Origin of the sequence: Actinomycetospora sp. CA-053990 (assembly GCF_050948445.1) — a bacterium.
GTDB lineage: Bacteria > Actinomycetota > Actinomycetes > Mycobacteriales > Pseudonocardiaceae > Actinomycetospora > Actinomycetospora callitridis.
Map to the genome: position 1 here is coordinate 2,803,603 of NZ_CP192043.1, position 26,121 is coordinate 2,829,723.

Annotated in this window: 28 protein-coding genes; 14 read left to right on the top strand and 14 right to left on the bottom strand. The window is 75.0% G+C overall.

Features of this window, described 5'->3' with window-relative positions; translation table 11 throughout:
- Positions 1-2: 2 nt before the first annotated feature.
- Positions 3-995 carry a zinc-binding dehydrogenase gene (locus tag ACQPYN_RS14390; protein WP_433037955.1) on the bottom strand — a complete coding sequence of 331 codons (993 nt, stop codon included), beginning with the start codon at positions 993-995 and terminating at the stop codon, positions 3-5.
- A gap of 180 nt (positions 996-1,175) precedes the next feature.
- Here ACQPYN_RS14390 and ACQPYN_RS14395 point away from each other — a divergent pair, with 180 nt between their 5' ends.
- Genes ACQPYN_RS14395 through ACQPYN_RS14410 form a run of 4 tightly spaced genes read left to right on the top strand, consistent with a single transcriptional unit; the run spans position 1,176 to position 3,909 of the window.
- The gene (locus ACQPYN_RS14395; RefSeq protein WP_433037957.1) at positions 1,176-2,006 is read left to right on the top strand and encodes a DUF4397 domain-containing protein; all 831 of its coding nucleotides are present in this window, start codon (positions 1,176-1,178) and stop codon (positions 2,004-2,006) included.
- A gap of 43 nt (positions 2,007-2,049) precedes the next feature.
- Complete coding sequence (locus ACQPYN_RS14400) at positions 2,050-2,667, top strand: class F sortase (RefSeq protein ID WP_433037959.1); 618 nt, start codon at positions 2,050-2,052, stop codon at positions 2,665-2,667.
- Positions 2,664-3,221 (top strand): RNA polymerase sigma factor, encoded by a 558-nt coding sequence (locus ACQPYN_RS14405; protein WP_433037961.1) that lies wholly within the window; start codon positions 2,664-2,666, stop codon positions 3,219-3,221. Before ACQPYN_RS14400 ends, ACQPYN_RS14405 begins: the two co-directional genes overlap by 4 nt.
- A complete protein-coding gene (locus ACQPYN_RS14410; protein WP_433037963.1) occupies positions 3,202-3,909 on the top strand; it encodes an anti-sigma factor domain-containing protein in 708 nt (235 codons plus the stop codon). The genes ACQPYN_RS14405 and ACQPYN_RS14410 overlap by 20 nt, the downstream gene beginning before the upstream one ends.
- Before the next feature lie 15 nt (positions 3,910-3,924).
- Here the strand turns inward: ACQPYN_RS14410 and ACQPYN_RS14415 are convergent, their stop codons facing one another.
- Both ACQPYN_RS14415 and ACQPYN_RS14420 read right to left on the bottom strand, forming a co-directional pair.
- The gene (locus tag ACQPYN_RS14415; protein ID WP_433037965.1) at positions 3,925-5,598 is read right to left on the bottom strand and encodes a GAF domain-containing sensor histidine kinase; all 1,674 of its coding nucleotides are present in this window, start codon (positions 5,596-5,598) and stop codon (positions 3,925-3,927) included.
- A gap of 99 nt (positions 5,599-5,697) precedes the next feature.
- Positions 5,698-6,705, bottom strand: coding sequence for an ROK family glucokinase (locus ACQPYN_RS14420; protein WP_433037967.1), 1,008 nt, complete (start codon positions 6,703-6,705; stop codon positions 5,698-5,700).
- 199 nt (positions 6,706-6,904) lie between these two features.
- Here ACQPYN_RS14420 and ACQPYN_RS14425 point away from each other — a divergent pair, with 199 nt between their 5' ends.
- A complete protein-coding gene (locus tag ACQPYN_RS14425) occupies positions 6,905-7,963 on the top strand; it encodes a histidine kinase (RefSeq protein ID WP_433037969.1) in 1,059 nt (352 codons plus the stop codon).
- Positions 7,964-7,988: 25 nt separating this feature from the next.
- On the opposite strand, the gene ACQPYN_RS14430 is transcribed toward ACQPYN_RS14425, so the two are convergent.
- Both ACQPYN_RS14430 and ACQPYN_RS14435 read right to left on the bottom strand, forming a co-directional pair.
- Positions 7,989-8,744 (bottom strand): SDR family NAD(P)-dependent oxidoreductase, encoded by a 756-nt coding sequence (locus ACQPYN_RS14430; RefSeq protein WP_433037971.1) that lies wholly within the window; start codon positions 8,742-8,744, stop codon positions 7,989-7,991.
- 161 nt (positions 8,745-8,905) lie between these two features.
- Positions 8,906-9,229 (bottom strand): WhiB family transcriptional regulator, encoded by a 324-nt coding sequence (locus tag ACQPYN_RS14435; protein WP_433037973.1) that lies wholly within the window; start codon positions 9,227-9,229, stop codon positions 8,906-8,908.
- A 228-nt stretch (positions 9,230-9,457) separates the two neighbouring features.
- On the opposite strand from ACQPYN_RS14435, the gene ACQPYN_RS14440 reads away from it, so the two are divergent.
- The 7 genes from ACQPYN_RS14440 to nthA are packed head-to-tail and all read left to right on the top strand — an operon-like array spanning position 9,458 to position 14,604.
- Positions 9,458-10,306: an alpha/beta fold hydrolase gene (locus tag ACQPYN_RS14440; protein WP_433037975.1), complete on the top strand. Its 849-nt coding sequence runs from the start codon at positions 9,458-9,460 to the stop codon at positions 10,304-10,306.
- A complete protein-coding gene (locus tag ACQPYN_RS14445) occupies positions 10,303-11,262 on the top strand; it encodes an alpha/beta hydrolase (protein ID WP_433037977.1) in 960 nt (319 codons plus the stop codon). The genes ACQPYN_RS14440 and ACQPYN_RS14445 overlap by 4 nt, the downstream gene beginning before the upstream one ends.
- A gap of 26 nt (positions 11,263-11,288) precedes the next feature.
- Positions 11,289-12,953, top strand: coding sequence for an alpha/beta fold hydrolase (locus tag ACQPYN_RS14450; RefSeq protein WP_433037979.1), 1,665 nt, complete (start codon positions 11,289-11,291; stop codon positions 12,951-12,953).
- A gap of 4 nt (positions 12,954-12,957) precedes the next feature.
- Positions 12,958-13,368 carry a DUF302 domain-containing protein gene (locus ACQPYN_RS14455; protein ID WP_433037981.1) on the top strand — a complete coding sequence of 137 codons (411 nt, stop codon included), beginning with the start codon at positions 12,958-12,960 and terminating at the stop codon, positions 13,366-13,368.
- On the top strand, positions 13,365-13,700 hold the full coding sequence (locus ACQPYN_RS14460; RefSeq protein WP_433037983.1) for a hypothetical protein: 336 nt from the start codon (positions 13,365-13,367) through the stop codon (positions 13,698-13,700). Before ACQPYN_RS14455 ends, ACQPYN_RS14460 begins: the two co-directional genes overlap by 4 nt.
- Positions 13,697-13,996, top strand: coding sequence for an SH3-like domain-containing protein (locus ACQPYN_RS14465; protein ID WP_433037985.1), 300 nt, complete (start codon positions 13,697-13,699; stop codon positions 13,994-13,996). Before ACQPYN_RS14460 ends, ACQPYN_RS14465 begins: the two co-directional genes overlap by 4 nt.
- Positions 13,993-14,604 carry a nitrile hydratase subunit alpha gene (gene nthA / locus ACQPYN_RS14470; protein WP_433037987.1) on the top strand — a complete coding sequence of 204 codons (612 nt, stop codon included), beginning with the start codon at positions 13,993-13,995 and terminating at the stop codon, positions 14,602-14,604. Before ACQPYN_RS14465 ends, nthA begins: the two co-directional genes overlap by 4 nt.
- Here the strand turns inward: nthA and ACQPYN_RS14475 are convergent.
- From ACQPYN_RS14475 to ACQPYN_RS14505, 7 genes are all read right to left on the bottom strand, one after another.
- Complete coding sequence (locus ACQPYN_RS14475) at positions 14,582-15,265, bottom strand: DNA-3-methyladenine glycosylase family protein (RefSeq protein ID WP_433037989.1); 684 nt, start codon at positions 15,263-15,265, stop codon at positions 14,582-14,584. The genes nthA and ACQPYN_RS14475 overlap by 23 nt on opposite strands.
- On the bottom strand, positions 15,255-15,860 hold the full coding sequence (locus tag ACQPYN_RS14480) for a pyridoxamine 5'-phosphate oxidase family protein (RefSeq protein ID WP_433037991.1): 606 nt from the start codon (positions 15,858-15,860) through the stop codon (positions 15,255-15,257). The genes ACQPYN_RS14475 and ACQPYN_RS14480 overlap by 11 nt, the downstream gene beginning before the upstream one ends.
- Entirely contained in the window at positions 15,860-16,252 is a 393-nt protein-coding gene (locus ACQPYN_RS14485; protein ID WP_433037993.1) for a cupin domain-containing protein, read from the bottom strand. Before ACQPYN_RS14485 ends, ACQPYN_RS14480 begins: the two co-directional genes overlap by 1 nt.
- Positions 16,253-16,270: 18 nt before the next feature.
- On the bottom strand, positions 16,271-17,965 hold the full coding sequence (locus tag ACQPYN_RS14490; protein WP_433037995.1) for a helix-turn-helix transcriptional regulator: 1,695 nt from the start codon (positions 17,963-17,965) through the stop codon (positions 16,271-16,273).
- Positions 17,966-18,036: 71 nt separating this feature from the next.
- On the bottom strand, positions 18,037-18,906 hold the full coding sequence (locus tag ACQPYN_RS14495; protein WP_433037996.1) for a helix-turn-helix transcriptional regulator: 870 nt from the start codon (positions 18,904-18,906) through the stop codon (positions 18,037-18,039).
- A gap of 582 nt (positions 18,907-19,488) precedes the next feature.
- Positions 19,489-20,136, bottom strand: coding sequence for a response regulator transcription factor (locus tag ACQPYN_RS14500; protein WP_433038887.1), 648 nt, complete (start codon positions 20,134-20,136; stop codon positions 19,489-19,491).
- 83 nt (positions 20,137-20,219) lie between these two features.
- Positions 20,220-22,523 carry a sensor histidine kinase gene (locus ACQPYN_RS14505; protein WP_433037998.1) on the bottom strand — a complete coding sequence of 768 codons (2,304 nt, stop codon included), beginning with the start codon at positions 22,521-22,523 and terminating at the stop codon, positions 20,220-20,222.
- A 162-nt stretch (positions 22,524-22,685) separates the two neighbouring features.
- On the opposite strand from ACQPYN_RS14505, the gene ACQPYN_RS14510 reads away from it, so the two are divergent.
- Positions 22,686-23,027 (top strand): response regulator, encoded by a 342-nt coding sequence (locus ACQPYN_RS14510; RefSeq protein WP_433038000.1) that lies wholly within the window; start codon positions 22,686-22,688, stop codon positions 23,025-23,027.
- A gap of 115 nt (positions 23,028-23,142) precedes the next feature.
- The gene (locus ACQPYN_RS14515; protein WP_433038002.1) at positions 23,143-24,564 is read left to right on the top strand and encodes an MFS transporter; all 1,422 of its coding nucleotides are present in this window, start codon (positions 23,143-23,145) and stop codon (positions 24,562-24,564) included.
- On the opposite strand, the gene ACQPYN_RS14520 is transcribed toward ACQPYN_RS14515, so the two are convergent.
- Both ACQPYN_RS14520 and ACQPYN_RS14525 read right to left on the bottom strand, forming a co-directional pair.
- Positions 24,545-25,291 (bottom strand): ZIP family metal transporter, encoded by a 747-nt coding sequence (locus ACQPYN_RS14520; protein WP_433038004.1) that lies wholly within the window; start codon positions 25,289-25,291, stop codon positions 24,545-24,547. The genes ACQPYN_RS14515 and ACQPYN_RS14520 overlap by 20 nt on opposite strands.
- Positions 25,292-25,312: 21 nt before the next feature.
- Positions 25,313-26,077, bottom strand: a complete 765-nt coding sequence (locus ACQPYN_RS14525; RefSeq protein WP_433038006.1) for an FAD-binding oxidoreductase — start codon at positions 26,075-26,077, stop codon at positions 25,313-25,315.
- Positions 26,078-26,121 lie beyond the last annotated feature (44 nt).

The window sequence follows — 26,121 nt, forward strand, 5'->3', positions numbered from 1 at the left end:
TGTCAGGGCAGCAGGGCCGTCTTGCCGACGGTGGCCCGGCTCTCCAGGTCCGCCAGCACCTTCGGGCCGTCGGCCAGGTCGTACGAGGTGGGCCGGCCGGGCGTGATCACTCCGGCGGCGACGAGCGCGCAGAGCTCCCGCATGACCTCTCCGAAGAGGTGCGGCGCGGCCTGGATGAACGTGCCGAGGTTGAAGCCGACGAGGTGGACCTGGTGCCGGTACACCAGGTCGTGGTTCGTGACGGAGGCGTCGCCGCCCGCCAGGCCGTAGACCACGACACGGCCGGTGACCCGCTTCGCCGCGGCCAGGCTCGCCGCGAACGCGGCCCCGCCCGCCGACTCCAGGACGACGTCGACGCCGGCGCCGTCGGTCAGGCGCAGCACCTCGCCCGCGAGGTCACCGCCGCGGGAGTCCAGGACGTGGTCGGCGCCCAGGGCGCGCACGACGTCGTGCTTGCTCGGCGACGCGGTGGCGAGGACCGTCGCGCCGAGGTGCGTGGCCAGCGTGACCGCGGCCTGACCGGTGGCGCCGGCCGCGGCCTGGATCAGCACGCTCTGCCCGGCGGTGACGCCGCCCAGGTGCCGCAGGGTCGCGAGAGCGGTGGGCCAGTTCACGACGAGGCCGAGCGCCTGCTGCTCCGTCCATCCCGCCGGCACCGGCATCGCCGCGGCGGCGGCGAGCACCACGTACTCGGCGAAGGCGCCGTCACCGACGCCGACGACATGCGTCCCCACGTCCGTGCCGGTCACCCCCTCACCGCGGGCGACGACCTCGCCGGCGGCCTCGAAACCGGCCAGGTACGGCGGCCTCGGTCCGTCGGCGAACGTGCCGTGGGCCTTCGAGACATCGGCGAAGTTGACCCCCGCGGCGCTCACGCGGATCAGGACCTCGCCCGGGCCGGGCTTCGGCACCGCCGCATCGGTGACCAGGTGCATGTCCTGCGGCCCGCGCAGGGACGTCTGCTGCAGCGCGCGCATCGTCGTGGGGAGGCTCATGGCGATCCGTCCTTCGGGGTCGGCGTCTCCGGGAAGGCCGACCCGTCCTGCGGTCGCGCCTCACACCGGTAGACCGCCGCGACCCCGCAAAGGAATCGGTCGCCCGGCGTTCTGCCGCATCCGTATCGGGCGTAGCGGACGTAGTACTCGCCAACACCGTCCGCCCGAGGTTGGAGCTCCATGATCCCGACACGCAGGATCCTCACGGTCGTCGCCGCGGCGACCCTCGCCCTGAGCACGTCCGTGGGTCTCGCCGGAGCCGCGTCCGCGGCAGAGGGGGAGGGTGACCAGCCGGCGCAGGTCTCGGTGGTGCACGGCATCCCCGGGCAGGCGGTCGACGTCTACGTCAACGGCACCGAGACCGTGTCGGACTTCGCGCCGGGCACCGTCGCGGGCCCGCTCGAGCTGCCCGCCGGCACCTACGACCTCGCGGTCCGGGCGGCGGGCGCACCGGCGTCGGAGGCCCCGCTCGTCGCGGCCGAGGACGCCGAGGTCCCGGCCGGGGCGAACATCAGCGTCGTGGCGCACCTGTCCGAGCAGGGCCAGCCGACCCTCACCCCGTTCGTCAACGACGTCGCCTCGGTGCCGGCCGGTGACGCCCGGCTCGTGGTGCGGCACACCGCGGCGGCCCCCGCCGTGGACGCCCGCGTCGACGGCCGGGCGGCGCTGACCGGGCTCACCAACCCGAACAGCGCCCAGGCCGACGTCCCCGCCGGCACGGTCTCGGCCGACGTGGTCCTCGCCGGGACCGACGACGTCGTCATCGGGCCGGCCTCGCTCGACCTCGGCGAGGGCACGGTCACCGTCGCCTACGCCATCGGCTCGGCGAGCGACGACACGCTGCAGCTGGTGACGCAGACGATCACCGGTGCGCACAGCGCCCCCGGTGGCGTGGCCGGTGGCTCCGGCGGCCTGGCGGACGACGGCCTGCCCGTCGGCCTCGGCCTCGGGGTCCTGGGTCTGCTGGTGCTCGCGGGCTCCGGCGCGGCCTGGGTCCGTGCGCGCTCCTGACACCTCACGCCCGACGCCGCCCCGCCCGGGGCGGCGTCGCCGCGTGTCCGCCCTGACCGGCGTCGCCGTCGGCGCCCTCCTCCTGCTCGCGGGCGCCTTCTGGCCGGCGACCGACCAGGTCTCCTCGTCCCCGGCAGCCGTGGCGGCCGTCGCCGACCCGGTGCCCGCGCCCCGCGTCACGGCGGCCTCGTCCGCGCCGCGCGCGGGCACGGCGCCGGTCGGTCTCCGGATCCCGGCCCTCGGCGTGGACGTGCCGGTGCTCCCGGTCGGCGTCGACCGCGAGAGCGGCGGCATGGCGATCCCCGAGGACGTCGCGACCGTCGGCTGGTACCGCTACGGCCCCGGGTTCGACGCGGAGCAGGGCTCGACGGTCCTGGCCGGCCACGTGGACCGTGCCGGGCAGGAGGGGGCGTTGTTCGACCTGCGGGAGCTCGAGCCGGGGTCGACACTGGTCCTCGCGGGTCCGGACGGTCAGGTCCGGTCCTACGCGGTCGTGGCCCGCGACCAGTGGTCCAAGGACCAGGTGCCCCTCGATCGGCTGTTCGCGCGGACCGGTGCCCCTCGCCTCGTCGTGATCACCTGCGGCGGCCCGTTCGACGAGAGCACCCGGTCCTACCGGGACAACGTGGTGGTCACCGCGGTTCCCACGGGAGGGCCATGACGTCCGACGACGAGGTCCGGCTCGCCGAGGGCTTCGTCACCGGCGACGAGGCCGCGCTGCGCGCCGCCTACGACCGGTGGGGACGTCTGGTGTTCGCCCTGGGCCTGCGCAGCCTGCCCGACCGGGTCGACGCCGAGGACATCACCCAGCAGACCTTTGTCACCGCGTGGCGCGGCCGGCACACCTTCGACCCGCACCGGGGCACCCTGCCGGCGTGGCTGCTCGGCATCGCGCGCCGGCAGGTCGCCGACCGCCTGCGGGTGCTCCAGCGTGACGCCCGGCTCCAGCGCGTCCTCGAACGAACTGAGGACCCCTCCGCGCCCGAACCCTCGGCGGACCGCGTCCTCGACCGCATCGTCGCCGCCGACGAGCTGACCCACCTCGTCCCCCAGCAACGGCGCGTCATCGAGCTCGCGTTCTACGACGACCTGACGCACGCCCAGATCGCCGCCGTCACCGGTCTACCCCTCGGTACGGTCAAGAGTCACCTCCGGCGGGGGATCGAGCGTCTCCGGACGAGGAGGGAGGTGGAAGGTGCCGCATCCCGACCGTGAACGGCTGACCCTGGTCGCCCTGGGCGAGCAGCCCGTCGTCGACGCCCTCTCCGCCCATCTCGACCAGTGCGCGCAGTGCCGCAGCGAGGTGACGGCGATGCGCGACACGGTCGCGCTCGCCCGCGAGGCCGGACCGGCACCGCTGGAAGCACCCCCCGACCACGTGTGGTCCAGCATCGCCGCCGAGCTCGCCCTCGAGGCCGACCCCCCGCCCGCCGCCGTCCGTCCCGTCCGGCCGCCGCGACGACGTCGGGGCCTCGTCGTCGGCGCGCTGGCGGCCGCCGCCGCACTCGTCGCCGCGGTGGCGATCGCGGCCGCCGGTGGGTTCACCGACGGCCCGCCCGCGACGGAGGAGATCGCGTCCGCGTCCCTGTCCGCCGTCGCCGCCGGGCCGCCCGGTGCCACCGGGAAGGTCAGCGTCGTCGAGGCCGGCGGCGAGCGGCGCATCGAGGTGAGCGCGACGATGCCGCCGGCGCCGGAGCAGGGCTACTACGAGGTCTGGCTGCTCGACGAGCGCACCGACAGCATGATCGCGATCGGCGCCCTCGGCGAGAACGGGCACGGCACCTTCACGATGCCCGCGGGCCTGGACATGACCGGCTACTCCGTCGTCGACGTCTCCGCCGAGCGCTACGACGGCGATCCGGCCCACGCGTCGAGCGTGCTGCGCGGGAACCTGTCGTCGTGATCCGTGGGGCCGCCCTCACGGTCCGGCGTGCCCCCGAGGCCCGGGTCCGCACGGCAGGGTGGCCCGCACGGTGGTGCCGATCCCGGCCGAGCTGGTGATCGCGAGGCTGCCCTCCGCGGCGTCGACGCGGTCGAGCAGCCCGACGAGTCCGGTGCCCAGGGTCGGGTCGGCGCCGCCGACGCCGTCGTCGCGGACCTCGATGAGGAGGTCGTCGCCCTCCAGGTCGACCTGCACGCGGGCCCGGCGGGCGCCGGCGTGCTTGACCACGTTGGTCAGGGCCTCGGCGACGACGAAGTAGGCGGTGGTCTCCGTCGCCGCGGGCAGGCGGGGCGCGGTGACGCCGACGTCGACGGGGACCGCGATGTCGGCGACGAGTGACTCGATCCCGGCGCGCAGGCCCCCACGGGTGAGCGACCCCGGCAGGATGCCGTGGACGAGGTCGCGGAGCTCGGCGTTCGCGCGCTCGGCGTTGGCCAGGGCCTCGTCGACGAGGTCGGCCGCCGAGGAGCCCGTGGCGAGGGCGTCCCTGGCCAGCTTGAGCGCGATGATCGTGTGGACGAGCCGCTGCTGCGCGCCGTCGTGCACGTCGCGCTGGAGGCGCCGGCGGGTCTCGTCGGCGGTGGCGACGACGCGCGCCCGCGAGGCGGTGAGCTTGGCCCGGGCGTCGGCGTTCGCGATCGCCACGGCGGCCAGCTCGGCGAACTGGGTGAGGCGCGCCTCCACGGCGTCACGGGTCGCGGGCAGGGTGTTGCTCGAGACGAGCGTGGCCCGCACCCGGCCCTCCACCGTGATCGGGACGGCGGTGGTCGAGGCGATGCCGGCCTCCCGGGCGATGCTCGCCATCGGGGTGCCCTCGTAGGTGTCGACGTGGGCGGGCCGCCCGGTGCGGTACAGCCGGTCGACGGCCGTGCCGGCGCTGAACGGCACGTGCAGGCCCACGGGCGCGGGGCAGTGGCAGGTGGCGACGACCACGGCGCCGGTGTCGTCGTAGAGCATCAGCGCCACCGGGAGGTCGCCGAACAGGGCCGACGCCTCGTTCGTGACCGCGACGAACACCTCCTCGGAGGCCGTCCCGCGCGCCACCAGCTCGGCGACCCGGCGCAGCGCGGCCTGCTCGGCGGCGAGCGCACGGAGATCGCTGCGTGCCTGGCTGGTGCCCAGCGCCGCGGCGACCAGCCGCGCGAACTGCTCGAGGCGGGGACCGGTGTCCTGCGGCAGGGGGCGGTCGCCGGACGTGGCGGTGAGCATTCCCCACACCTCGCCGGCCACCGTGACGGGCGCGGACACCGCCGCGCCCAGGCCGAAGGAGGCGGCGAGCTCGGCGTCGGGTTGCCCGGTGTAGTCGTCGACACGGACCACGCCCCTGGTCCGCAGGACCCTGTCGGGCAACGTGTCCGGCCCGAACGCGATGTGCGCCCCGACCGGTGCGGGACCCGCGGGGGCGGCCACGACGGCGAGCGCGGTGTCCCCGTCGAACCGGGTCAGGGTGGTGGCCTGGCCGTCGAGCAGGCCGGCGGCCTCGGCCGCGACGGCGCCGAAGACGTCGGTGGCCGGTGCGCCGTGCGCCACGAGCTCGGCGACCCGGCGCAGCGCGGCCTGCTCGCGGCCCAGGCGGTGCAGGTCGTCGCGCGCCGAGACGTGGTCGTGGAGGTCGCCCCGCCCCGGCGATGACCTCGTGGCCCCATCCATTGCACGACCCCGGAGAGGAGGCGGAACGCGCCGTGGACGACGAGGACCGGGAGCGGCACCCGCTCACACCGGCAGCGTGTCAGCCCCGCCCGGACAGGGCTACCCCGACGCGGCCCTCAGGCCGGGACCGGCGACGTCGCGGGCCAGGTCGGCCGCGCCGATCATCCCGGCCTCGGGGCCGAACGCGGCCATCTCGATGCGCAGCAGCGGGCGGTGCCCCCGTCCCGTGAGGTTCTTGGCGTAGGCGTCCCGCACGCGGTCGAGGAGGAGGTCGCCGGCCGCCGACACCCCGCCGCCGAGGACGACGATGCCGGGGTCGAGGACCGCGGCGAGCTGTGCGATCCCCCGACCGAGCCAGACCCCGACCTCGTCGAAGACCTGGAGCGCCGCGACGTCGCCGGCCCGCGCGGCCTCGGTGACCATCCATCCCTCGATGTGGTCGGTGCGCCCTCCGGCCCGGGCCAGGAGGTCCCCGGCGAGCACCGGCGACGTCGTCGCCACCTCCTGGGCCCGTCGCAGGAGCGCGTTGCCGCTCGCGTACTGCTCCAGGCAGCCCTGGAGCCCGCAGGGGCAGGGCCGTCCGCCCGGGACCATGACGACGTGGCCGACCTCCGCACCCGCCCCGAACCGCCCTCGTTGCACCCGGCCGTCGACGACGACCCCGCCGCCGATCCCCGTGCCCACGGTCAGGGCCACCAGGTGGCTCTCGCCCCGCCCCGCGCCGAAGCGGGCCTCGGCCCAGGCCACCGCGTTCGCGTCGTTCTCCACCACCGCCGGCAGACCCGTGCGCTGCTCGATCTCGTCGCGCAGCGGCTCGTCGCGCCAGGCCAGGTTGGGGGCGAACATCACCACGGCACGCTCGGCGTCCACGAACCCCGCCGCAGCCACGCCCACGGCGAGGACGTCGTGGGTCGCCCGCAGCTCGCGCACCGCGTCGACGACGGCACCGAGCGTCTGCGGCGCGTCGCCGGCGGGGCTCGGGCGGGTGGTCGAGGTGAGGATCCGCCCGTCGTCGTCGACGACACCGGCGGCGATCTTGGTGCCCCCGACGTCGACACCGATGTGCAGAGGCCCGGAGGCGGGCGCCGGCGAGTGGTTCGTGGTCATGTCGACTCCAGGTCGGGGAGGGGTGGCGTGCAGCCCCGTTCACCATGGCCCCTCGCGACGCGGGACGCCTCGGTCATCTCACTGCCGATCTCGTCGGGGCGCCCGCGTATCGGTCGGCGGCCGTAGAGTCGTCGCCAGCGGCCGCCGGGGAGTGACCACCTCCCCGGAGCCGCAACGGGCGTGCCCGGAGGGGGTGGGAGTGGAGCCGGCGGCAGACTTCCTCGCCCAGATCCTGACGGACGCCCCGCAGCCCGTGTGGGTCCTCGACGAGCAGGGACTGATCGTCTTCGCCAACCCCGCCGCCGTCGCGGCCCTCGGGTACGACCACCCGAGCGACCTGTACCACCGCCACAGCCACGACACCGTCCATCGCCTGCCGGACGGCTCGCCCTACCCGCGCGGCCACTGCCCGATGCAGGAGCCGTTCCGGTCCGGCGACGCGGCGCACGGCGCGGACGAGTGGTTCGAACGCCGTGACGGCTCCCTCTTCCCGGTCGACTGGTGGGTGGCGCCCATTGCGCTGACCAGCGGGCCGGGCGCCGTGCTCGCGTTCACCGACGTCTCCGAGCGCCGCGCCGCGGAGCAGGCGGTCCGCGAGCGGGACGCGGCCGCGATCCGCGAGGCCGAGAGCCGCGCGGCGCAGCGCAGGATCGTCGAGGCCGCCGCGGTCGTCCGCCGTCAGGTCGCGCGCGACCTCCACGACGGCGCCCAGCAGTCCCTGGTCAGCGTGCTCATCAGCACCCAGCTGGCCCGCGAGGAGGTGGCGCGGGATCCCGCCCGGGCGGGGGAGCTGCTCGACGAGGCGGTCGCGCACGCGCAGGAGGCCATCAACGACCTCCGCGAGATCGCCAGCGGCCTGCACCCGCCGATCCTCACCCACGGCGGCCTCGTCACGGCGGTGGAGGATCTCGCGACGCGGGCCTCGCTGCCGGTCACCGTCGACGGGTCGTTGCCGCGGCGGCTGCCCGAGGTCGTGGAGAACAACGCCTACTTCTTCGTCGCCGAGGCCCTGACGAATGCGGCGAAGCACGCCGCCGCCACCTCCGCGAGCGTGTCGATCCGGATCCACGACGCCGAGCTCTCCGTGGAGGTCCGCGACGACGGCGTCGGTGGCGCCCGGGCCGGGGGAGAGGGGAGCGGTCTGTCGGGTCTCATGGACAGGGTCGGCGCCCTGGGCGGCCGCATGGTCGTGCGCTCGCCCCGGGGCCGCGGGACCACGGTGCGGGCGGAGATCCCCGTGCGGCCCCGGATCGGCTGACTCCTCGAGCACGGTGTCCCCGCGCTCAGGCGGCGTAGGTCTGCACGTCGCCGCCGTCGATGAACAGCTGGCTGCCGGTCATGAAGCTGGACTGGTCGGAGGCCAGGAACAGGGCGCCGTTGGCGATCTCCTCGGGGCGTCCGGGCCGTCCCAACGGGAGGCGCGCGGCCTCGGCGTCGAGGAGGCCCTGGGCCTCGCCCGGGGACACCAGGCCGAGCAGGCCCGGGGTCTCGGTCGGGCCGGGGACGATGGTGTTGACCCGGATCCCGCGCCCGGCCAGCTCGGCGGCCCACACGCGGGCGAACTGGTACACCGCGGCCTTGCTGGCGGAGTAGACGCCGAAGGCGGGCACGCCGCGGCCGGCGGAGGTCGACCCCGTGACGATCACCGAGGCTCCCCGGTGGAGCAGCGGCAGGGCCTTCTGCACCGTGAACACCGTGCCGCGCACGTTGATCGAGAACGTGCGGTCGAACTGCTCGGGCGTCAGCTCCTCGAGCGAGGCGAACCCGCCGCCGCCCGCGTTGGCGAAGAGCACGTCCAGCCCCCGGCCGCGAGCCTCGATCGCGGCGTAGAGCCGGTCGAGATCGGCGAGGTCGGAGACGTCCCCCCGGATCCCGGTGACGTGCTCGCCGAGCTCGTCGACGGCCGCGTCGAGCTCGGTCTGCCGACGCCCCGTGATGATCACCTCGGCTCCCTCCGCGGCGAACCTCGCGGCGGTGGCGAAGCCGATGCCGGTGCTGCCGCCGGTGACCAGCGCGGTCTTGCCTGCCAGCTGTCCCATGTCTCGCTCCCGGTTCGGGTGGGGCTCTCGGATCGGACGTCGTCGTGGCGTCACGGCGACTCCGCGACGCCGGCACGGGACCCGCGCCGGCACTCGCGACGGTCGGGGCGCGAGGTCCACGAGGTCCCACAACACCCCGAGGTCCCGCCCCATCAGCAGGCTCATCGGTGACGACGTCCCCGCTGCGAACGCTGGGCGGCGGAGGTCCCGCCGGCGACGCCGTACCGGCGGTGCGCCCGAGACTCGTAGGCCATCACGTCGGCCAGGCACTGCTCGCGGACGACGCAGCCGGCGCACACGCGCTTCGCCGCCCGGACGGTGACCGCCTGGAGCGTGCCCCCGGTCTCGGGGAAGAACATCGAGGTGGGCGCCGACGCGCACGCGGCACGCTCGTGCCAGCTCGGGACCGGTCCTCCGGCGAACAGCACGGTCCGGAACCGCGAACGGACCGCCGCCGTCGCTCGCTCGGCATCGCTCACGCTCATCATCGCTGCGCTCCTCGGACCGGTGTGCACCTCTCGGCGGGGCAGGGCCCAGCCAACGTCGGCCGGGCGGACGGCACATCGGTCAACTGACCGTGCTCGCGAGCCGTCCTCGGTGCACGCCCATGGACAGATGACTGATGTGCGCCCCTGCTCCGCGCCCGATGCTCGGTGCCAGGCCTTCTCGCCCCGGGACGGGCCGGGCGAGGCCACCGAGCAGAGGAGTTCCGGATGGGCACGATCACCGTGGGCCAGGAGAACAGCGCCCCGATCGACCTCTACTACGAGGACCAGGGGAGCGGGCGACCGGTCGTGCTGATCCACGGTTGGCCCTTCGACGGGCGGTCGTGGGAACCGCAGCTGCACCCGCTGCTCGCCGCCGGCTACCGCGTGATCAACTACGATCGGCGTGGCTTCGGGCGGTCGAGCCGGCCCGCCGTGGGCTACGACTTCGACACCCTCGCCGCCGACCTCGACCGGCTGCTGACCGAGCTCGACCTGCGCGACGTGACCCTCGTCGGGTTCTCGCTCGGCACCGGCGAGCTGACCCGGTACATGGGCCGCTACGGCACCGACCGCCTGCGCAGCGTCGTGTTCATCGAGAGCCTGGCCCCGTCGTTCACCAAGTCCGCCGAGAACCCCAAGGGCGTCGACGCGGAGGCCGTCGCCGGCGTCCAGCAGGGCATCCTCGACGACCGGTTCGCGTGGCTCAGCGGGCTGATCGGGGACTTCCTCAACCTCGACGACTACCTCGGCAAGCGGGTCAGCGAGGACACCGTCCGCGCGCTGTGGAACGCCGGGGCCGAGGCGTCCGCGTACGCCACGTGGGCCTGCGTGCCGACCTGGCTCGACGACTACGCCGCCGACCTCCCGCACGTGGACGTCCCGGCCCTGATCTTCCACGGCACGGCGGACCGCATCCTCTCCATCGAGGGCCAGGGGCGACGCCTGCACGCGGCCCTGCCCGCCGCCCGGTACGTCGAGATCGACGGCGGACCCCACGTCATGTGCGTGACCCACGCGAGCGAGATCAACCAGGAGCTCCTGGCCTTCCTCGCCGACCCCTCCGCCGCACGGTGACCGGCACCCCGCAGGTCGTCCTCGAACCCGCCGCGCAGGATCTCGTCGAGGCCACCGGCAAGCCCCCGTTCCTCTACGACCTCGGTCCGGAGGGGGCCCGCAAGGTCCTCGACGACCTGCAGGCCCAGCCGGTGGACAAGCTGCCCGTCGACGAGGAGTGGGTCACCGTGCCCGCCTCGGTCGGCGACGTGCGCGTGCGGCTCGTCCGGCCCCGCGACGCCGGGTCGGTGCTGCCCGTCGTCGTCTACATGCACGGCGGTGGGTGGATCCTCGGGAACGCCGGGACGCACGACCGCCTGGTGCGGGAGCTGGCCGTCGGGGCCCGCGCCGCGGTGGCGTTCGTCGAGTACACCCCCTCGCCCGAGGCGCGCTACCCGGTGGCGATCGAGCAGGGCTACGCGACCGCGCAGTGGATCGTGCGCGAGGGCGCGGCCCGCGGCCTCGACCCCACCCGCATGGCCGTGGCCGGCGAGTCGGTCGGCGGCAACATGACCGCGGCCCTCGCGCTCATGGCCAAGGACCGCGGCGACGTGACCTTCGTGCAGGTGTCGATGTACTACCCCGTCACGGACGCCGCGATGGACACCGACTCGTACGACCGGTTCGCCACCGGCTACTACCTGAGCCGCGCGTCGATGGAGTGGTTCTGGGACGCCTACGCCCCCGATCGCGCCCGGCGCTCCGAGATCACGGCCTCGCCGAACCAGGCGACCGTCGAGCAGGTGCGCGGCCTGCCGCCGACCCTGCTGATGGTGGACGAGGCCGACGTCCTGCGGGACGAGGGGGAGGCCTACGCCGCGAAGCTCCGCAGCGCCGGAGTCCCGGTGACCACCGTCCGCTACGACGGCACCGTGCACGACTTCATGCTGCTCAACTCGCTCACCGACACCCGCGCCACGCGCGCGTCCGTCGCCCAGGCCACCGCGTTCCTGCGCGCTGCCCTCGGCACGGCCTGACGGCCACCGAGGAGGAAGGAGGGGCCGTGTTCGAGAGGTTCACCGAACGCACCGTGGCGACGGGGCGGGGCACCGTCTTCGCCCGGGTCGGCGGCAGCGGTCCGCCGATCCTGCTGCTGCACGGGTATCCGCAGACCCACCTCATGTGGCACACCACCGCGGCGCTCCTGAGCGATCGCTACACCGTCGTCGTCGCGGACCTCCCCGGGTACGGGGCCTCCTTCCGGCCGACACCGACCCCCGACCACGCCGCCCACTCGAAGCGGGCGCTCGCGCTCGACCTGACGGAGGCGATGTCCGCGCTCGGGCACGACGCGTTCGCGGTCGTCGGGCACGACCGCGGCGGTCGTGTGGCCTACCGGATGGCGCTCGACCATCCCGAGCGCGTCACCGCGGCGGCCGCGCTCGACGTCGTGCCCACCGGGGAGGTGTGGGCGCGTGCCGACGCCGCGATGGCCCTCGGCTACTGGCACTGGGCGTTCCTCGCCCAGCCCGCCCCGTTGCCCGAGCGGCTCATCGGCGCCGATCCCGACGCGTTCTTCGACCTCCACGTCCGCGCCCTCGGTCTCGGGGCTGCTCCGGACCGGTATCCGCCCGACCTGATGGCGGCCTACCGGGAGCTGCTCGACGACCCCGGGACGGTCGAGGCGATCTGCGAGGACTACCGCGCCGGGGCCGGCATCGACCGCGAGCACGACGAGGCGGACCGCGGGCGGCGGTACATCGAGTGCCCGCTCCTGGCGCTGTGGAGCGCGCGGGGCGCGCTGCCGCGGTTCTACGGCGACGTCCTCGACGTCTGGCGACCGTGGGCCCGCCGCGTCGCGGGCCGGGGCGTGGACGCCAGCCACTTCCTCGTCGAGGACCAGCCCGAGCAGGTGGCCGAGATCGTGTCCGGCTTCCTCGTGGGATCGGCGCCCGCCCGGCGACGGTTCCGTCGCCCCCCACCACGCCCGCACACCCTGGAGGAGAGGACCGAGATGACGCCCACGATCGTGCTCGTGCACGGAGCCTATGCCGAATCGTCGAGCTGGGACGGCCTGCTCGACCGGCTGCCCTCCGAGGGCCGCGTGATCGCCTTCGCGAACCCGCTCCGGAGCTTGGCCTCCGACACCGCCCTGCTGACCGACCTGATCAGGACCCTGGACGGGCCGGTCGTGCTGGTCGGCCACTCCTACGGCGGGGCCGTCCTGTCGGGGGTCCCCGCGGACGCCGGCGACGTCGTCGCGCTGGTCTACATCGCCGGGTTCGCCCTCGCGCCCGGCGAGAGCGCCGGCGACGCCTCGGCGCTCGTCCCGGGGTCGACCCTCGGCGACACCCTGGTCCCGGTGCCCCTGGCCGGCGGCGGCACCGACACCTACATCGCCGAGGACAAGTACCACGCCCAGTTCTGCGCCGACCTGCCGGCCGACCAGGCCGCGCGGATGGCGATCACGCAGCGCCCCGTCACCCAGGAGGCGTTGTTCGAGCCCGCCGGGCAGCAGGCGCTGTGGCAGACGGTCCCCAGCTGGTTCGTGTTCGGCGAGCTCGACCACAACATCCCCGTCGGTGCGCACCGGATCATGGCGGAGCGCGCGGACGCCCGGCGCACCGTCGAGATCGCGGGCGCGTCCCACGTCGTGGGCATCTCCCACGCGGAGGAGGTCGCGAACGTGGTGCTCGACGCGCTGGACCGCACGGCCGTGGCGAGCTGAGCCCGTGGCGCCACCACTGACGGTGGTCGAGGCCGAGCTCGACGTCGCCGGCGTCGTCGCACGGCTCGAGCGGGCGCTGGAGGAGGCCGGGATCGCGGTGTTCGCCCGCATCGACCACGCCGCGGCCGCCCGTGCGGTCGGTCTGGAGCTCCCGGACGAGGTCGTGCTCGTGTTCGGCGACCCGGCGGTCGGCACCCGGCTGATGCAGGCCGACCCTCGGGTCGGCCACGACCTGCCGCTGCGCCTGCTGGTCTGGGCGCAGCCCGGCGGCCGGACCGCCATCGGGTACCGCGACCCCCGCGGACTCGACATCGACCCGGGCGCCGACCCCGTCCCCACGATCCTCGAGCGGATGCACGGGCTGCTCGAGCGGCTGGCGCACGACGCCGCCTCGTCCGAGGAGATCGCCGGATGACCGACAAGAGCGAGCTGATCGTACGGCCGACCCACGACATGGGCGGGCGGCTCCCGGGCGGCCCGGTGACCCGCGACGACCACGAGATGACGCCCTTCGAGAAGACGTGCCACGCGCTGCTCAACGTCCTCGACGCCCACAAGCTGGTGAACACCGAGGAGAAGCGGCGCGGCGTCGAGGACCTGGGCGGGCAGATCCTCTCCTCGCTCACCTACTACGAGCGGTGGGCGGTCTCGGCCTCGAAGGTGCTCATCGAGAAGGGCCTGATCACCTCGGAGGAGCTGGGCGAGACGATGGCGCAGGTCCGGCGCCGGCTGACGGCCGACCCGTGACGGCGGCCTTCGCCCCGGGGCAGCGTGTCCGCATCGCCGACCGTGACGCCCCGGGACACGTGCGGACACCGGTCTACGTGCGCGGAGGGGTCGGCGTGATCGAGCGGGTGCTGCCGCGGTTCCTCGACCCCGAGCGCGAGGCCTACGGGGTCAACGCCGGGACCGAGGTGCAGCTCTACCGCGTCCGCATCCCCCAGGTCGCCCTGTGGCCCGACTACCGGGGAGCTCCCGAGGACGTGCTGGAGCTGGAGATCTACGAGCACTGGCTGGAGCACGCCGAGGAGGACGCGCGATGAGCGAGGCCCACGCACCCGTCGAGTCCGCCGCCGAGGAGCCGGACTACTTCGAGGTGCTCGTCGAGTCGATGCGGGAGCTGCTGGTCGCCAAGGGCCTCATCGGCGCCGGCGAGGTCCGGGCGATGGTCGAGACCCTCGATGCCCACGACCCGACGATCGGCGCCGCGCTGGTGGCCCGCGCGTGGGTCGACGCGGACTTCCGGGCCCGCCTGCGCGACGACGCCACCGCGGTGGTCGAGCAGTCGGGCATCGACAACTACGACCAGGCCCGATTCGTCGTCCTCGAGCAGACCCCGGACACGCACAACCTCGTGGTCTGCACGCTGTGCTCCTGCTATCCGCGCGCGCTGCTCGGGTTGCCGCCCGACTGGTACAAGAGCCGGCCGTACCGGTCGCGGGCGGTCCGCGAGCCGCGGGCGGTCCTGGCCGGGTTCGGCACCGACGTCGCCGACGAGGTGCGGATCCGGGTGCACGACAGCAACGCGAACATGCGCTACCTCGTGATGCCGATGCGTCCCGCCGGCACCGACGGGTGGACGCAGGAGCAGCTCGCCGCCCTCGTCACCCGGGACTCGATGATCGGGGTCAGCCGCGCCCGGACGCCGTGAGCGGTGCGTCCGCGGCCGGTCGCAGCGACGCCCAGAGGAGCGCCGCGGCGTAGGTCCGGTAGGGCCGCCATCCGCGGCCGAGCTGTGCGACCTCCGCGGCCGACGGGAGAGCGGAGCCCTGCTCCTGCCACCGCCCCGGCCACTCCGCCCCCACGGCGTGGCGGATGCCGAGGTCGCCGGCGGGCAGGACGTCGGGACGGCGCAGCTGGTGGATCAGGAACATCTGCGCCGTCCACGGCCCGACCCCGCGCGCGGCCGTCAGGGCCGCTGTCACCTCGTCGTCGGAGGCACCCGCGAAGCGGTCGGTGTCCAAGGTCCCCGCCAGGTGCCTCTCGGCGACGCCGACGACGGTCGTGGCCTTGGCCCGCGACAGTCCCAGCTCGCGCAGCCGATCCGCGCCGAGCCCGACGACGCCCTCCGGGTCGAGCGTGCCGCCGGCGGCGCCCTCCACCCGGCGGAACAACTGCACGGCGACCACGGTCGAGATCTGCTGGCTGATGACGTGCAGGAGCAGGCTCGCGAAGGTCGTCCGCGCGGCGTCGTACGCGGGCGACCACACGAAGGGGTCGGGGCGTCCGTGCCGGCGGACGAGATCGGCCAGCACGGCGTCCAGGGTGCCGAGGCGCGCGTAGATCTCGGACAGCTCCCGGTCAGCCGGCATCGACGTCCTCGGTGCCGGCGTCCCGCCCCAGCAGCGACTCGAGCTCGACCGGGCTGAACCGTGGGGTGATGTGCTGCGGACAGTTCCAGTCGAAGGCCGCGATCGTCACGACGACCGCCTGCTCCACGACGGCCCGGTAGCCGGGGACGGTCAGCCCGGCGAGGAGGTCGGGGTCGTCGCGCGCGCCCACGATCCGCGCGTGGCCGAACACCTTCAGGCGCGCGCGGTGCGGATAGTCCATGAAGAACAGCGAGACCCGGTCGTCACCCTCCACGTTGCCGGTGCTGATGTACTGCCGGTTCCCGCGGAAGTCGGCCCACGCCAGCGTGTGGGGGTCCGGGGTGTGGACGAAGCCCGGCGGGCCGCCCCGGAACTGGACGTACGGCCAGCCGGTGCTCGAGACGCTCGCGAGGTAGAAGCCGTCGCGGTCGCCGACGAACTCCTGCTCCGCCGCGGTGAAGCGGTCGCGCGGTTCGGGGTCGGTCGAGGAGCCCTGCGTCCGCGCCCGGCGCGCCACGGCGGCGCGGCTGCCGAGGCGCTCCTGGGCCGAGCGCACCTCGTCGGTCTCGGCGATCGAGAAGTAGCCCTGGCTCATCAGGTCTGCGGAGCGTCGACCAGCGTCGTGAGGGGTTCGCCGATCCCGACGATGTAGGTCGACAGCATCCGCCCCGTGTCGGGCCCGAGGTCGAGTGCGTTGTGCGGCGTGCGCGGCGGGATGAGGAAGCCCTCGCCCGTCCGGAGCGTGATCGTCGGCCGGTCCTGGATCCTCATCTCGACGGTGCCGGCCGCGATGTAGCCGACCTCCTCGCCCGGGTGGAAGTGCCAGCCGGACTCGACGCCGCAGGGGATCTCGGTGAGCACCTGGACGATCTCGCGGCCGGGGATGGTCGAGGACTCGTGCTGGAGCACGGTGCGCTTGAGGGTGGTCGAGAGGTCGTCGACGGCGTCGGTGGTCCCGGTGGTCCCGGTGGTGGGCTCGGATGTCATGGCGTGCTCCTCGGGGGCTCAGCTTCGGGATCTCGGGCTGCCGGATCTCGGGCTGTCGGATCGCGGGATTCCAGGCTGCGCCGCCGGCTCCGGCGGGGCATCCGTGTATTGACCTGCGCTTGCCTGCCGGTCGCCCAGACGGTCGAGGGCGTCGCGCAGCGCCGCCCTCCCGGTGATGTCCAGCTTCGGGAACACCCGGTACAGGTGGGCGTCGACCGTGCGGCGGGAGAGGTGCAGCCGGTCGGCGATCTGCCGGTTCGTCATCCCGGACGCCGCCAGACCCGCGACCTCGCGCTCCTGGGCGGTGAGGGACGGCTGCCCCGCCCTCGGGGGTCCGCCGACCCCCCGGTCGGTGGCGTGACCGGCCGCGCGCAGTTCGGTGCTCGCCCGGGCGACCCACGGGCGGGCCCCGAGATCGGTGAAGGTGTCGAGCGCGAGCAGGAGCTGCTCGCGCGCCGCCGTCGTCGATCGGGCACGCCGGAGCTGCTCGCCGTGGGCGAGTCGGAGGCGGGCGAGGTCGAACGGCCACCGCTGCGCGTGGGGCAGGGCGAACGCGGCCTCGTAGAGGGCGCCGGCGCGGTCGTCGGGCGCCGCCATCGCGGTCGCGCCCGCGGCGAGGAGCGCGAGGCGCGGGCTGTGCGCCGGCGTGAGGGCGGCGCGTACGGCCGCGACGTGGGCGCGCGCCTCGGGGAACCGGTGGGTGCGGACGGCCGCCTCGACCACGTCGAGGGTCGCCCACTGCGCCGGGCCCTGGGCCCGGAGACCGGCCGGGCCGGCGGCGGTGGCCTCGCGCCAGGCGTCCTCGAAATCGCCGCGTCCGAGGGCGGCCAGGGCCCGGGCCTGGCCCGCGTGGACGACGAGCTGCCGTGCGCCCCGGGGCACGGCCCAGGCGGTCAGCTCGTCGGTCAGGGCACCCACGGCGGCGTCGTCCCCGCGGGCGGCGGCGACGAGGGCGAGACACCATCGCGCGGGTGCGGCGAGCAGCGGGAGACGGCGGTCGGTGCAGGCCTCGAGCGCTTCGGTGGCGAGGTCCTCGGCCGCGGTCCACCGTCCCTCCCGGTAGGCGTCCAGGGCGAGGATCCGCAGTGCGGTGACCGCCGAGGCGACCGCCCCTCCGGAGCGCCCGTCCGCCACGACCCGCCGGAGCGCGTCCCCGCACCCCGCCCCGCGGTCGAAGTCCGACGCCGCGGTGGCGACCCGGACGATGCGCCGGGGATCGCGTTCGTCGGCCAGGCCGTCGACGGCGGTGAGGACAGGGCCGAGGGCGGTCGCCGTACCGCCGGGGACCCGGAGGGTGTCCGGCAGCAGCGGGCGCAGGCGCTCCAGGAGGCGGAGCAGCGGGGCCCACAGCTCGTCACGACCCCCGGTCGCGCACACGTCCCGCAGGAGATGGAGGGCGTCGACGACGTCGTCGTCGAGGCGGCCCTCGATGTCGCCGTCGAGGAGGCTCGACTCGAGGGCCTCGAGGATCACCCGGTGCGACGTGTCGATGTCGCCGTCCCCGTGGAGCTGCTTCGCGGCCGCCGCCGTCACCCACGTCAGGCCGGTGGCGGCGTGGGGATCGGCCCGGCGGGCGTCGGCGAGCAGCCGGGGCACCGCTGCGAGGTCCCCGGTGACCTCTGCGCTCCGGTGCGCGGCACGGCCCAGGCGCCGGGCGCGGGCCGGTCCGGCGGGGGTGAGGTCGTCGGCCTGCCGCAGGACGGTCCGGAGCACGGCGGGCGTCGGCCCGCGGCCGCACGGTGGAGCGTCTCCCTCGTCGTCCCTCCGCGCGGGCGAGGGCGCGGTCACGACGTCCGTCGCTCGTCCGCGACGGCGAGGTCCGTCAGGGCGTCCCGGAGGCCGGCGCGGGACGTGACCCCGAGCTTGGGGAAGACCTGGTAGAGCCGCGCCGAGACCGTGCGGGGCGAGAGATGGAGTCGCCGGGCGATCTGCTTGTTCGTGAGGCCGGACGCCGCGAGCGAGGCGACCTCGTGCTCGTGCGGTGCCAGGGACGGGCGTCCCCACCCCCGAGCCGACGCGCCGGTCCTCGCCCCGACGGCCCGGAGCTCGTCGCGGGTCCGCTCGGTCCAGGGCTCGGCGCGGAGCCACCGGAAGGTGGCGAGGGCCGCGTCGAGGTGGTGCCGGGCCGGCGCGGTGCTCCGGTTCCTCCGGAGATGGCGGCCGTAGGCGAGCTGGATCCGCGCGTGGTCGAAGGCCCATCGCTCACCACCGGCCGTGGCCAGCGCCTGCTCGAACAGGTCGGCGGCCGCGGCGCCCGGGGAGGTCGCGACGGCCTCCGCGCCGAGGGCCAGCATGCCGAAGCGCGGGGAGAGCGCGGCGAGGGACGCCTGCCGCATGGCGCGGGCGTGACGGGCCGCCTCGCCGGTGCGACCGGTCCACTGGGCGACCTCGACGAGGTCCAGCGCGACGGCGAGGGCGGCATGGTTGCGCGGAGGCAGCGAGCCCGCGGGGCTGATCGCGTGCGCGTGCTCGTGGGCCCGCTCGAGGTCGTCGTCGGCCAGGGCCGCCAGCGCCGCGACGCGGTGACCGTCCCGGCCCAGGGCGTGCTCCCCCGGGTAGCGGCGGCCGGTCCGAGGTCCCCCCTCGCCGCCGCGACGAGAGCCCGGGCCAGGCGCAGCGGGCCCGCGAGCAGGCGGTGTCCGTGGACCGCGCACAGGGCGGTGCCCTCGTCCGCGAGGCGGAGGCACTCGTCCCATCGGCCGGTGACGAAGCCGTCGGCACACAGCAGCGAGATCGCCCTGATGCCCGCGGTCACGTCGCCGCCCTCCCGGCCGTTCTCGACCACCGTCCACAACGCCGCCCGGCACTCCGAGCCCCGGCCCAGGGCGAGCGCCGCCGTGGCCACCCGGACGACCCGGGCGGGATCCGTCTCCCGCCACAGGTCGCGGATCTCGCGGTCCAGCGCCTCGACATCGCCCGCGGCCGCCCGCGCGGGATCGGACGAGATCGCCAGGAGCGGCGGCAGGGCGGGGGAGACGTGGTCGCGGTGGAGCAGCAGCCAGGCGGACGAGGCGGGCGGCGGGGCCTCGGCGCGCGGTGACCGCTCGATGAGCATCGGACTCCCCCGCCGTGGCGCGCCGGTCGCGCTCGACCGGCCCGCCCAGCCTGGCCGAGGAGCGGCGCGGAACGCTGTGGAGCGCACACGTCGGTCGTGCACGGGTTGGCCCACCGCCCGTGGGTGCCACCCCTCAGGCCGTGGTGGGCATCCGGAGCAGCTCTGTCGACCGAGGGGACGGTCAGTGCTGGAGGTACTTGAGCACCGCGACGACGCGACGGTGGTGCTCCGCCTCCGACGGCAGGAGGCCGAGCTTGGTGAAGATGCCGCTCACGTGCCGCTCCACGGTCGGGACCGTCACGGTGAGCGCGTCGGCGATCGCCGTGTTCGATCGTCCCTCCGCCATCAGGGCCAGCACGCGTCGCTCCTGGGGCGTGAGGTCGTCCAGGGGCCCGGTGGCGCGCCGCCGACCGACGAGGCGGGCGATCACGTCACGGTCCAGCGCCGACTGACCGGCCGCCACGCTACGCACGGCCTCGAGGAGGATCGTCCGATCGGCCACGCGTTCCTTGAGCAGGTACCCGACCCCGTCCGCGCGCTCCCCGACCAGATCGAGGACGTAGCGGTCCTCCAGGAACTGCGACAGGACGATGACGCCCATCCCCGGGTAGAGCTCGCGGATCTCCATCGCCGCGCGCAGCCCGTCGTCGGAGCGGCCGGGCGGCATCTGGATGTCGGTGATGATGACGTCGGGCTGGTGCTGCCGTGCCTGTCGCACGAGGTCGACGGCGTCGACGGCGGCGCCGACCACGGTGAGCCCGGCGCTCTCGAGCATCCGGATGATCCCCTCGCGCACCAGGGCCTGATCCTCTGCGACCACGAGACGCAGGGACGACTCCACGGGCGAACACTAGCCGGTGCCGGGCCTCCACCCCGTGCTGGAGAAGGGATTCCGGAGCGGATTTCGGACCGTCAGGTCGAGCCCGGCGGAGCGGCGGCCGCCGGGCCGGACCCCGCGGTCCACCGGATCGGCAGGGTCGCGTGCACCGTCGTTCCTCCGCCGCGGGGGCTCGAGACGGCGAGCGAGCCGTTCATCGCCTCGACCCGGTCGGTGAGGCCGACGAGCCCGCTGCCGCCTCCGAAGGTGGCCCCGCCGACACCGTCGTCCCGGACGTCCACGGTCAGCGCCTCCGTCCCGGCCGCGACGGTGACGCGGGCCTCGCCGGCCTGCGCGTGCTTGACGACGTTCGTCAGGGCCTCGTTGACGACGAAGTAGGCGGCCACCTCGACGTCGCCCGGGAGCCGGCCGCTGGGGTACCGGCTGATGTCGAGCCGCACCGGCAGCGTGTGGTCGGCGATCAGTGTCTCGAGGCCGGCGCGCAGGCCGCCGCGGGTGACCGACGCCGGGAGGATCCCGTGGACGATGTCGCGCAGCTGGGTCGTCGCACTCTCCGCGTGCTGGAGGGCCTCGCCGACGAGACCGACGGCGTCCTCTCCCTCGTCCGCCGCATCGAGGGCCATCCGCAGGGTGAGGACGGTCTGGACGAGGCGCTGCTGGGCACCGTCGTGCACGTCCCGCTGCAGCCGGTGTCGCGTCTCGTCCGCCGTGGCCACGACCCGTGCTCGCGACGCCCGCAGCTTCTCCCTGTTCTCGGCGTTCGCGATGGCCGCGGCGGCGAGCTCCGCGAGCTCGGCCAGTCGCTCCTCGGCGTCGGGGGGCGGCGGGTGTCCGGAGGTCACGGTCGACAGGACGCCCCACACGCGGTCCTCGACGACCACCGGCACCGCCACCTCGGTCGGCACCGCGGGGTCCCACCGGACCGGCGACCCCACGGGCACCCCGCCACCGGACTCGGACACGGCCGTGCAGGTGCGGACGTCGTCGTAGCGGGCGAGGTTCGCGGGCAGGCCCCCGAGGAGCGTCGACGCCTCGAACGCGACGGCGTCGAAGACCTCCGGGAGCGCGGCTCCGCGCGCCACCAGCTCCGCGACCCGGCGCCGGGAGGCCTGCTCCCGGCCGTAGCGCTGGAGCTGGGTGCGGGCCTGGACGTTCGCGATGGTCACGCTGATCAGCTCGGCGAACTTGACGAGACGCTGCTCGGTGCCCGACGGCAGGCGACGGCCCTCGGTCAGCGTGCCCAGGCATCCCCAGAGCCGGCCCTCGACGATGATCGGGATCGAGACGCTCGACCCGACGTCGAACTCCCGCAGGGAGTACGACCGGTCCGCGATGTCGGCGTGACTGTCGCGCCGCGCGGGCCGCAGGGTGCGCAGGACCTCCGCCGACGTGCCCTCGTCGTCCTCGGGGATCGTGTAGCGCACACCGACCGCCGCGGGCCCGTTGCGCTCCGCGAGGACGGTGAAGGTGCGCCCACCCTCGTAGCGGACGAGCGTCGTCGCCTCGTCGCCGACGAGGCCGGCCGCCTCCGTCGCCACCGCCTGGAAGACGACGCTCTCCGTGGCACCGCCGGCCACCAGCGCGGCGACGCGCAGGAGCGCGGCCTGCTCGTCGGCCAGGGTCCGCAGACGGTCGCGGGCCTCCACACTCGCGATCGCGGCCGCGGCGACCTCGGCGAGGAGGGTCAGGCGGTTCTCCGTGCCGCGCGGCAGCGGCCCGACCGTCGACGACGCGCCCAGCAGGCCCCAGAGGTTCCCGCCGACGACGAGGGGCACGGCCACGGCCGCCCTGTGGCCGCGGTCGATCACCACCTCGGCGCCGTCGACTCCGGTGTAGTCGTCGATCCGCTCGGCGCGACCGGACCTCACCATGCGCGCCGCGATGCTCGTCCCGGTGACCGCGAACCGGACGCCGACGGCGATGTGGTCGCCGGTCTGCGCCACGATCGTCCCGTGGTCCAGGTCGTCCTCGAACTTGGCGAGCGCCAGGAGCGGGCAGCCCGTCAGGGCGGCGGCCTCGGTGGTCACGGCGCCGAACAGCGCCTCGGTCGGACCGCCGTCGGCGGCGACACCGGCGACACGTCGCAGCGCGGTGCGCTCGGCGTTCGAGGGGCGTCGGTCGACGGGACCGTGGGCGGGGGCCGTCCCATCGATGCGGTTGCTGATCGACGCCCCCCATCCCTCGCCGGCTCCGGCAGCCGTGACCGGCAGGGCATCGGATCGCGCTCCCGCGGCCGGAATCCGGGGTGCACCGTCTCCGTGCGAGGCACGGAACGCCACCTGCCGGTGCGCTAGTGTAAGACCGTGAAAAGGGCTCCGGGCGCACTGCGCCGGACGCTCGGCCTGCCTTCGCACACCCGGCCGTCCCACTCCCGCCACGCCGGTCTCGCCATGGCGTCCCCGATCCGCGTCTCGGACTCCCGTGGGGCAGCGGACGGCGGGGATGCGCGGTCGGGGCCGCCGCTCGCGGACGGCCCGAGGCCCGCCGGAGGGCGCTCGGCGCGCGACCAGGGTGATCCCCCGGCGAGGACGACGGGGCTGGTGCTCGTCGTGGACGACAACGCCGGCTTCCGCGGTCTCGCCGCCCGCATCCTCAGCGGCTGGGGCTACGAGGTGATCGAGGCCGGCACCGTCGCCGAGGCCGTGGCGTGCGCGGTCGAGCGGCGCCCGCACACGGTGGTCGTCGACATCGGCCTGCCCGACGGCGACGGGTTCGGGCTGACCGAGCAGCTGGTGGCCCTCCCGTCGCCCCCGCGCGTCGTCCTGATCTCCACCGACGCCGATGCGGGGAACCGGACGGCGGCGCAGCGCGTCGGCGCGGTCGGGTTCCTGCCGAAGGACGAGCTGCTCGGTGGCGCCCTGCAGGGGCTGATCGACGGGTAGGACGCGCGTCGGCCGACTACGCGCTCGGGCCCGCAGTCACAACACCGATGCGCCGGCCTCGAGGCGCCGAGAGCCTCGAACTCTCCGGTGCATGCCCCGGCAACCAGGAGCGGCCATGTCGTCCCCGTCCGCTCGCCCGTCGCTCTCCGGGGCCGCGACGTCGTCCGTCGTCGGGTTCCTCGTCGTCCTGGAGCTGGCCTCGGGGGTCCTCCAGGCCTGGCTCCCGCCGCTGCTGCCGAGCCTCCTGGAGCGCTACGGCGTCACTGCGGGGGACCTGAACTGGGTCAGCGCGGTCTTCCTGATCTCGACCGCGGTCTGCGTCCCCCTGATCGCCAAGCTGGGGGACCTGTACGGCCACCGCCGGCTCCTCGTCATCTCGGCGGCCCTGGTCGCGGCCGGTGCGGTGCTCGTCGCCGTGGCGCCCACCTTCGGACTCCTGCTGGTGGGGCGCGCGATCCAGGGCCCCCTCCTCGCGTTCCTGCCGCTGGAGTTCGCGATCGTCCGCGAGCGCGCGGGCGAACGGTCGGGACGGGCCGTGTCCCTGCTCGTCGGTGCGCTGGCCATCGGCGGGAGTGTCGGCTTCCTCCTCAGCGGGGTGGCCCGTCAGTACCTGAGCCTGTCGGTGACCCTGTGGATCCCTGCCGTCGTCATGATCGCCACGGTCCCGGTCACGCGGCTGCTCGTGCCGGAGACCACGTTGCGCAAGGACGGCCGCGCCGACCTGGCGGGCGCCGCCCTGCCGGGTCTCGGCCTGGTGCTGTTCCTGGCGGCGATCGGGAACGGGAGCAGGTGGGGCTGGGGGAGCGCGCTGGTCCTCGTGGGGATCGTCGGCGGGCTCGCGGTCCTGGGGGTGTGGGTGGCGGTGGAGCGTCGGGTCGACTCCCCGCTCGTCGACCTCGCGCTCGTGCTGCGCGGTGGACTCGGTGTCCCGCTCCTCGCGGGGTTCTTCTTCGGCGCCGAGCTGTTCGGCGGGCAGCCGGCCACGGCGCTGTTCCTCGGGCTGCCGAGGAGCAGCGGTGTCGGGCTCGGGCTGGGGCCGGGAGCCCTCGGCGCCGCGCTGCTCACGTTCGGGGTGGCCGCCTTCGGCGGCACGCTGGTGGCGCCCCTGGTCGCCGAGCGGTGGGGGAGTCGCGTCGCCCTCGTCGTCGGGTCCCTCCTGACGGCGGTGGGCTATCTGCTGACGGTGGTCGCGCACGCGTCGGCGGCGGGGTTCGTGGCGTGGCAGGTCCTGATCGGTCTCGGGAACGGCCTCGTCATCTCGGCGCTGTCGGCGTACGTCGTCCGGCGTGCCCCCGCCGACTCGGTCGGGATCAGTTCGGGGATCGTCAACACGGCACGCACCGTCGGCGGGGCGGTCGCGGGCGCGGTCTTCGCGGCGGTGATGGCCGGGATGGTGACGACGGTGCCCGGTGCCGCGAGGCCGGTCTCGTCCGAGGCGAGCTTCGTCGTCGTCTGGCTCGTCTGCGCCGCGTTGGCGCTCACCGTGGCCGGGCTGTCCGGTCGGCTCGGGTCCCGGCCTAGGGGCCGAGCGTGGTGATCAGCCACATGGCACCGACCCCGACGACGGTGAGGAGCACCGTGGTCCTCGCGGGGTGCGCCGCGTGTGCCTCGGGGAGGACGTCGGTGGTCGCGATGGCGAGCAGCACCCCGGCGAAGTAGCCCAGGTAGAGCCCGAGGACGCCGGGTGGGAACCGGATCGCGGTGCCGATGACCGCGCCGACGACCGGCGCCACGGCGTCGAGCCCGAGCAGGAGGAAGGCGCGCGCCCGCGAGTTGCCGTAGAGCTCGGTGAGCGTGAACGTGTTGAAGCCGTCGGCGAGGTCGTGCGCGATCACCGCCACCGCCACCGGGATGCCGACGCTGCTGCCGCCCTGGAAGGCCGCCCCGATCCCGACGCCGTCGAGCGTGCTGTGGAGCACCAGCGCCCCGGCCGCGGTCAGGCCGATCTTCTCTCGTCCGTGCTCCTGCGCGTGCTCGTGCTGATGCTCATGCCCGTGCTCGTGAACAGCTCGATGGCCGTGGTGCAGGGCGATCGCCCGTTCCGCGACGTGCAGCGACAGGAACCCCGCGGCGAGGGCGAGGGTGAAGGCGGGCGGTCCGGACCCGGAGGCTGGGGACAGCTCGATGGCCTCGGGCAGCAGGTCGAAGAACACCACGCCGAGCATCACGCCGGCGGCCAGGCCGAGGACGAGATGGCGTTCGTCGCGCAGCCGGACGGCCCGCGCCCCTCCGAGGAGCGTCGCGACGAACGATCCGAGTGCCACCAGGACGGCCATGCTCGGTGATCAACCGCCGGTGGGGCCGAAGCGTTCCACGCGGATGCTGCCCTCGGGCTGGCCGGCGTCGACGAGCAGCGTCTCCATGGCGCCGGTGAAGCGCGCGGAGCCGCACAGGTAGACCGTGGCCGCCGGGTCGACCAGCTCGGCGATCGCCGCCGCGTCGAGGCGTCCGGCGTGCTCGCCCGGTGCGCGGGTGAGCGCGATCCGGGCGCCGGCGGCCTCGAGCTCGTCGGCGTAGGGCAGGCGGGCGCGGGTGGTGGCGCTGACCGCCAGCCGCAGGCGTTCCGGGTGCCGGAGGTCGCTGACGTGGCGCAGCATCGCGACCAGCGGGGCGACGCCGCTGCCGCCACCGATCGCGACGGCCGGGGTGCGCCCGGTCCAGACGAACCAGCGCCCGATGGGGCCGCGGACCTCGAGCTCGTCGCCGGGTTCGACGACGTCGGCGAGGTAGCCCGACACCTCGCCGTCGGAGATGCGCTCGACGAACAGCTCCACGAGGTCGTCGCCCGGGGCGGACGCGACCGAGTACGAGCGCTGCGCGGTGTAGCCGTCGGGGGCACGTAGGCGCACGACGTAGTGCTGGCCGGGGTGGTGCTGGACGCGCTCGGGCACGGCCAGGCGCAGGACCACCGCGTCGACGGCCGGGTGCGCGACCTCGACGACCCGCGCGTCGCGCCACTTCGCGGCCGCGCGTCGGTCGTTCGGGCCGCCCGCGCGATCGTCGGGAACGCGGAACCGGTCGTGGATCCCTGCCGACGCGCTGCTGCTCACGTCCGGGGTCACCTCGCTCGTGATCGCCGTTCACCTCCTGGAGG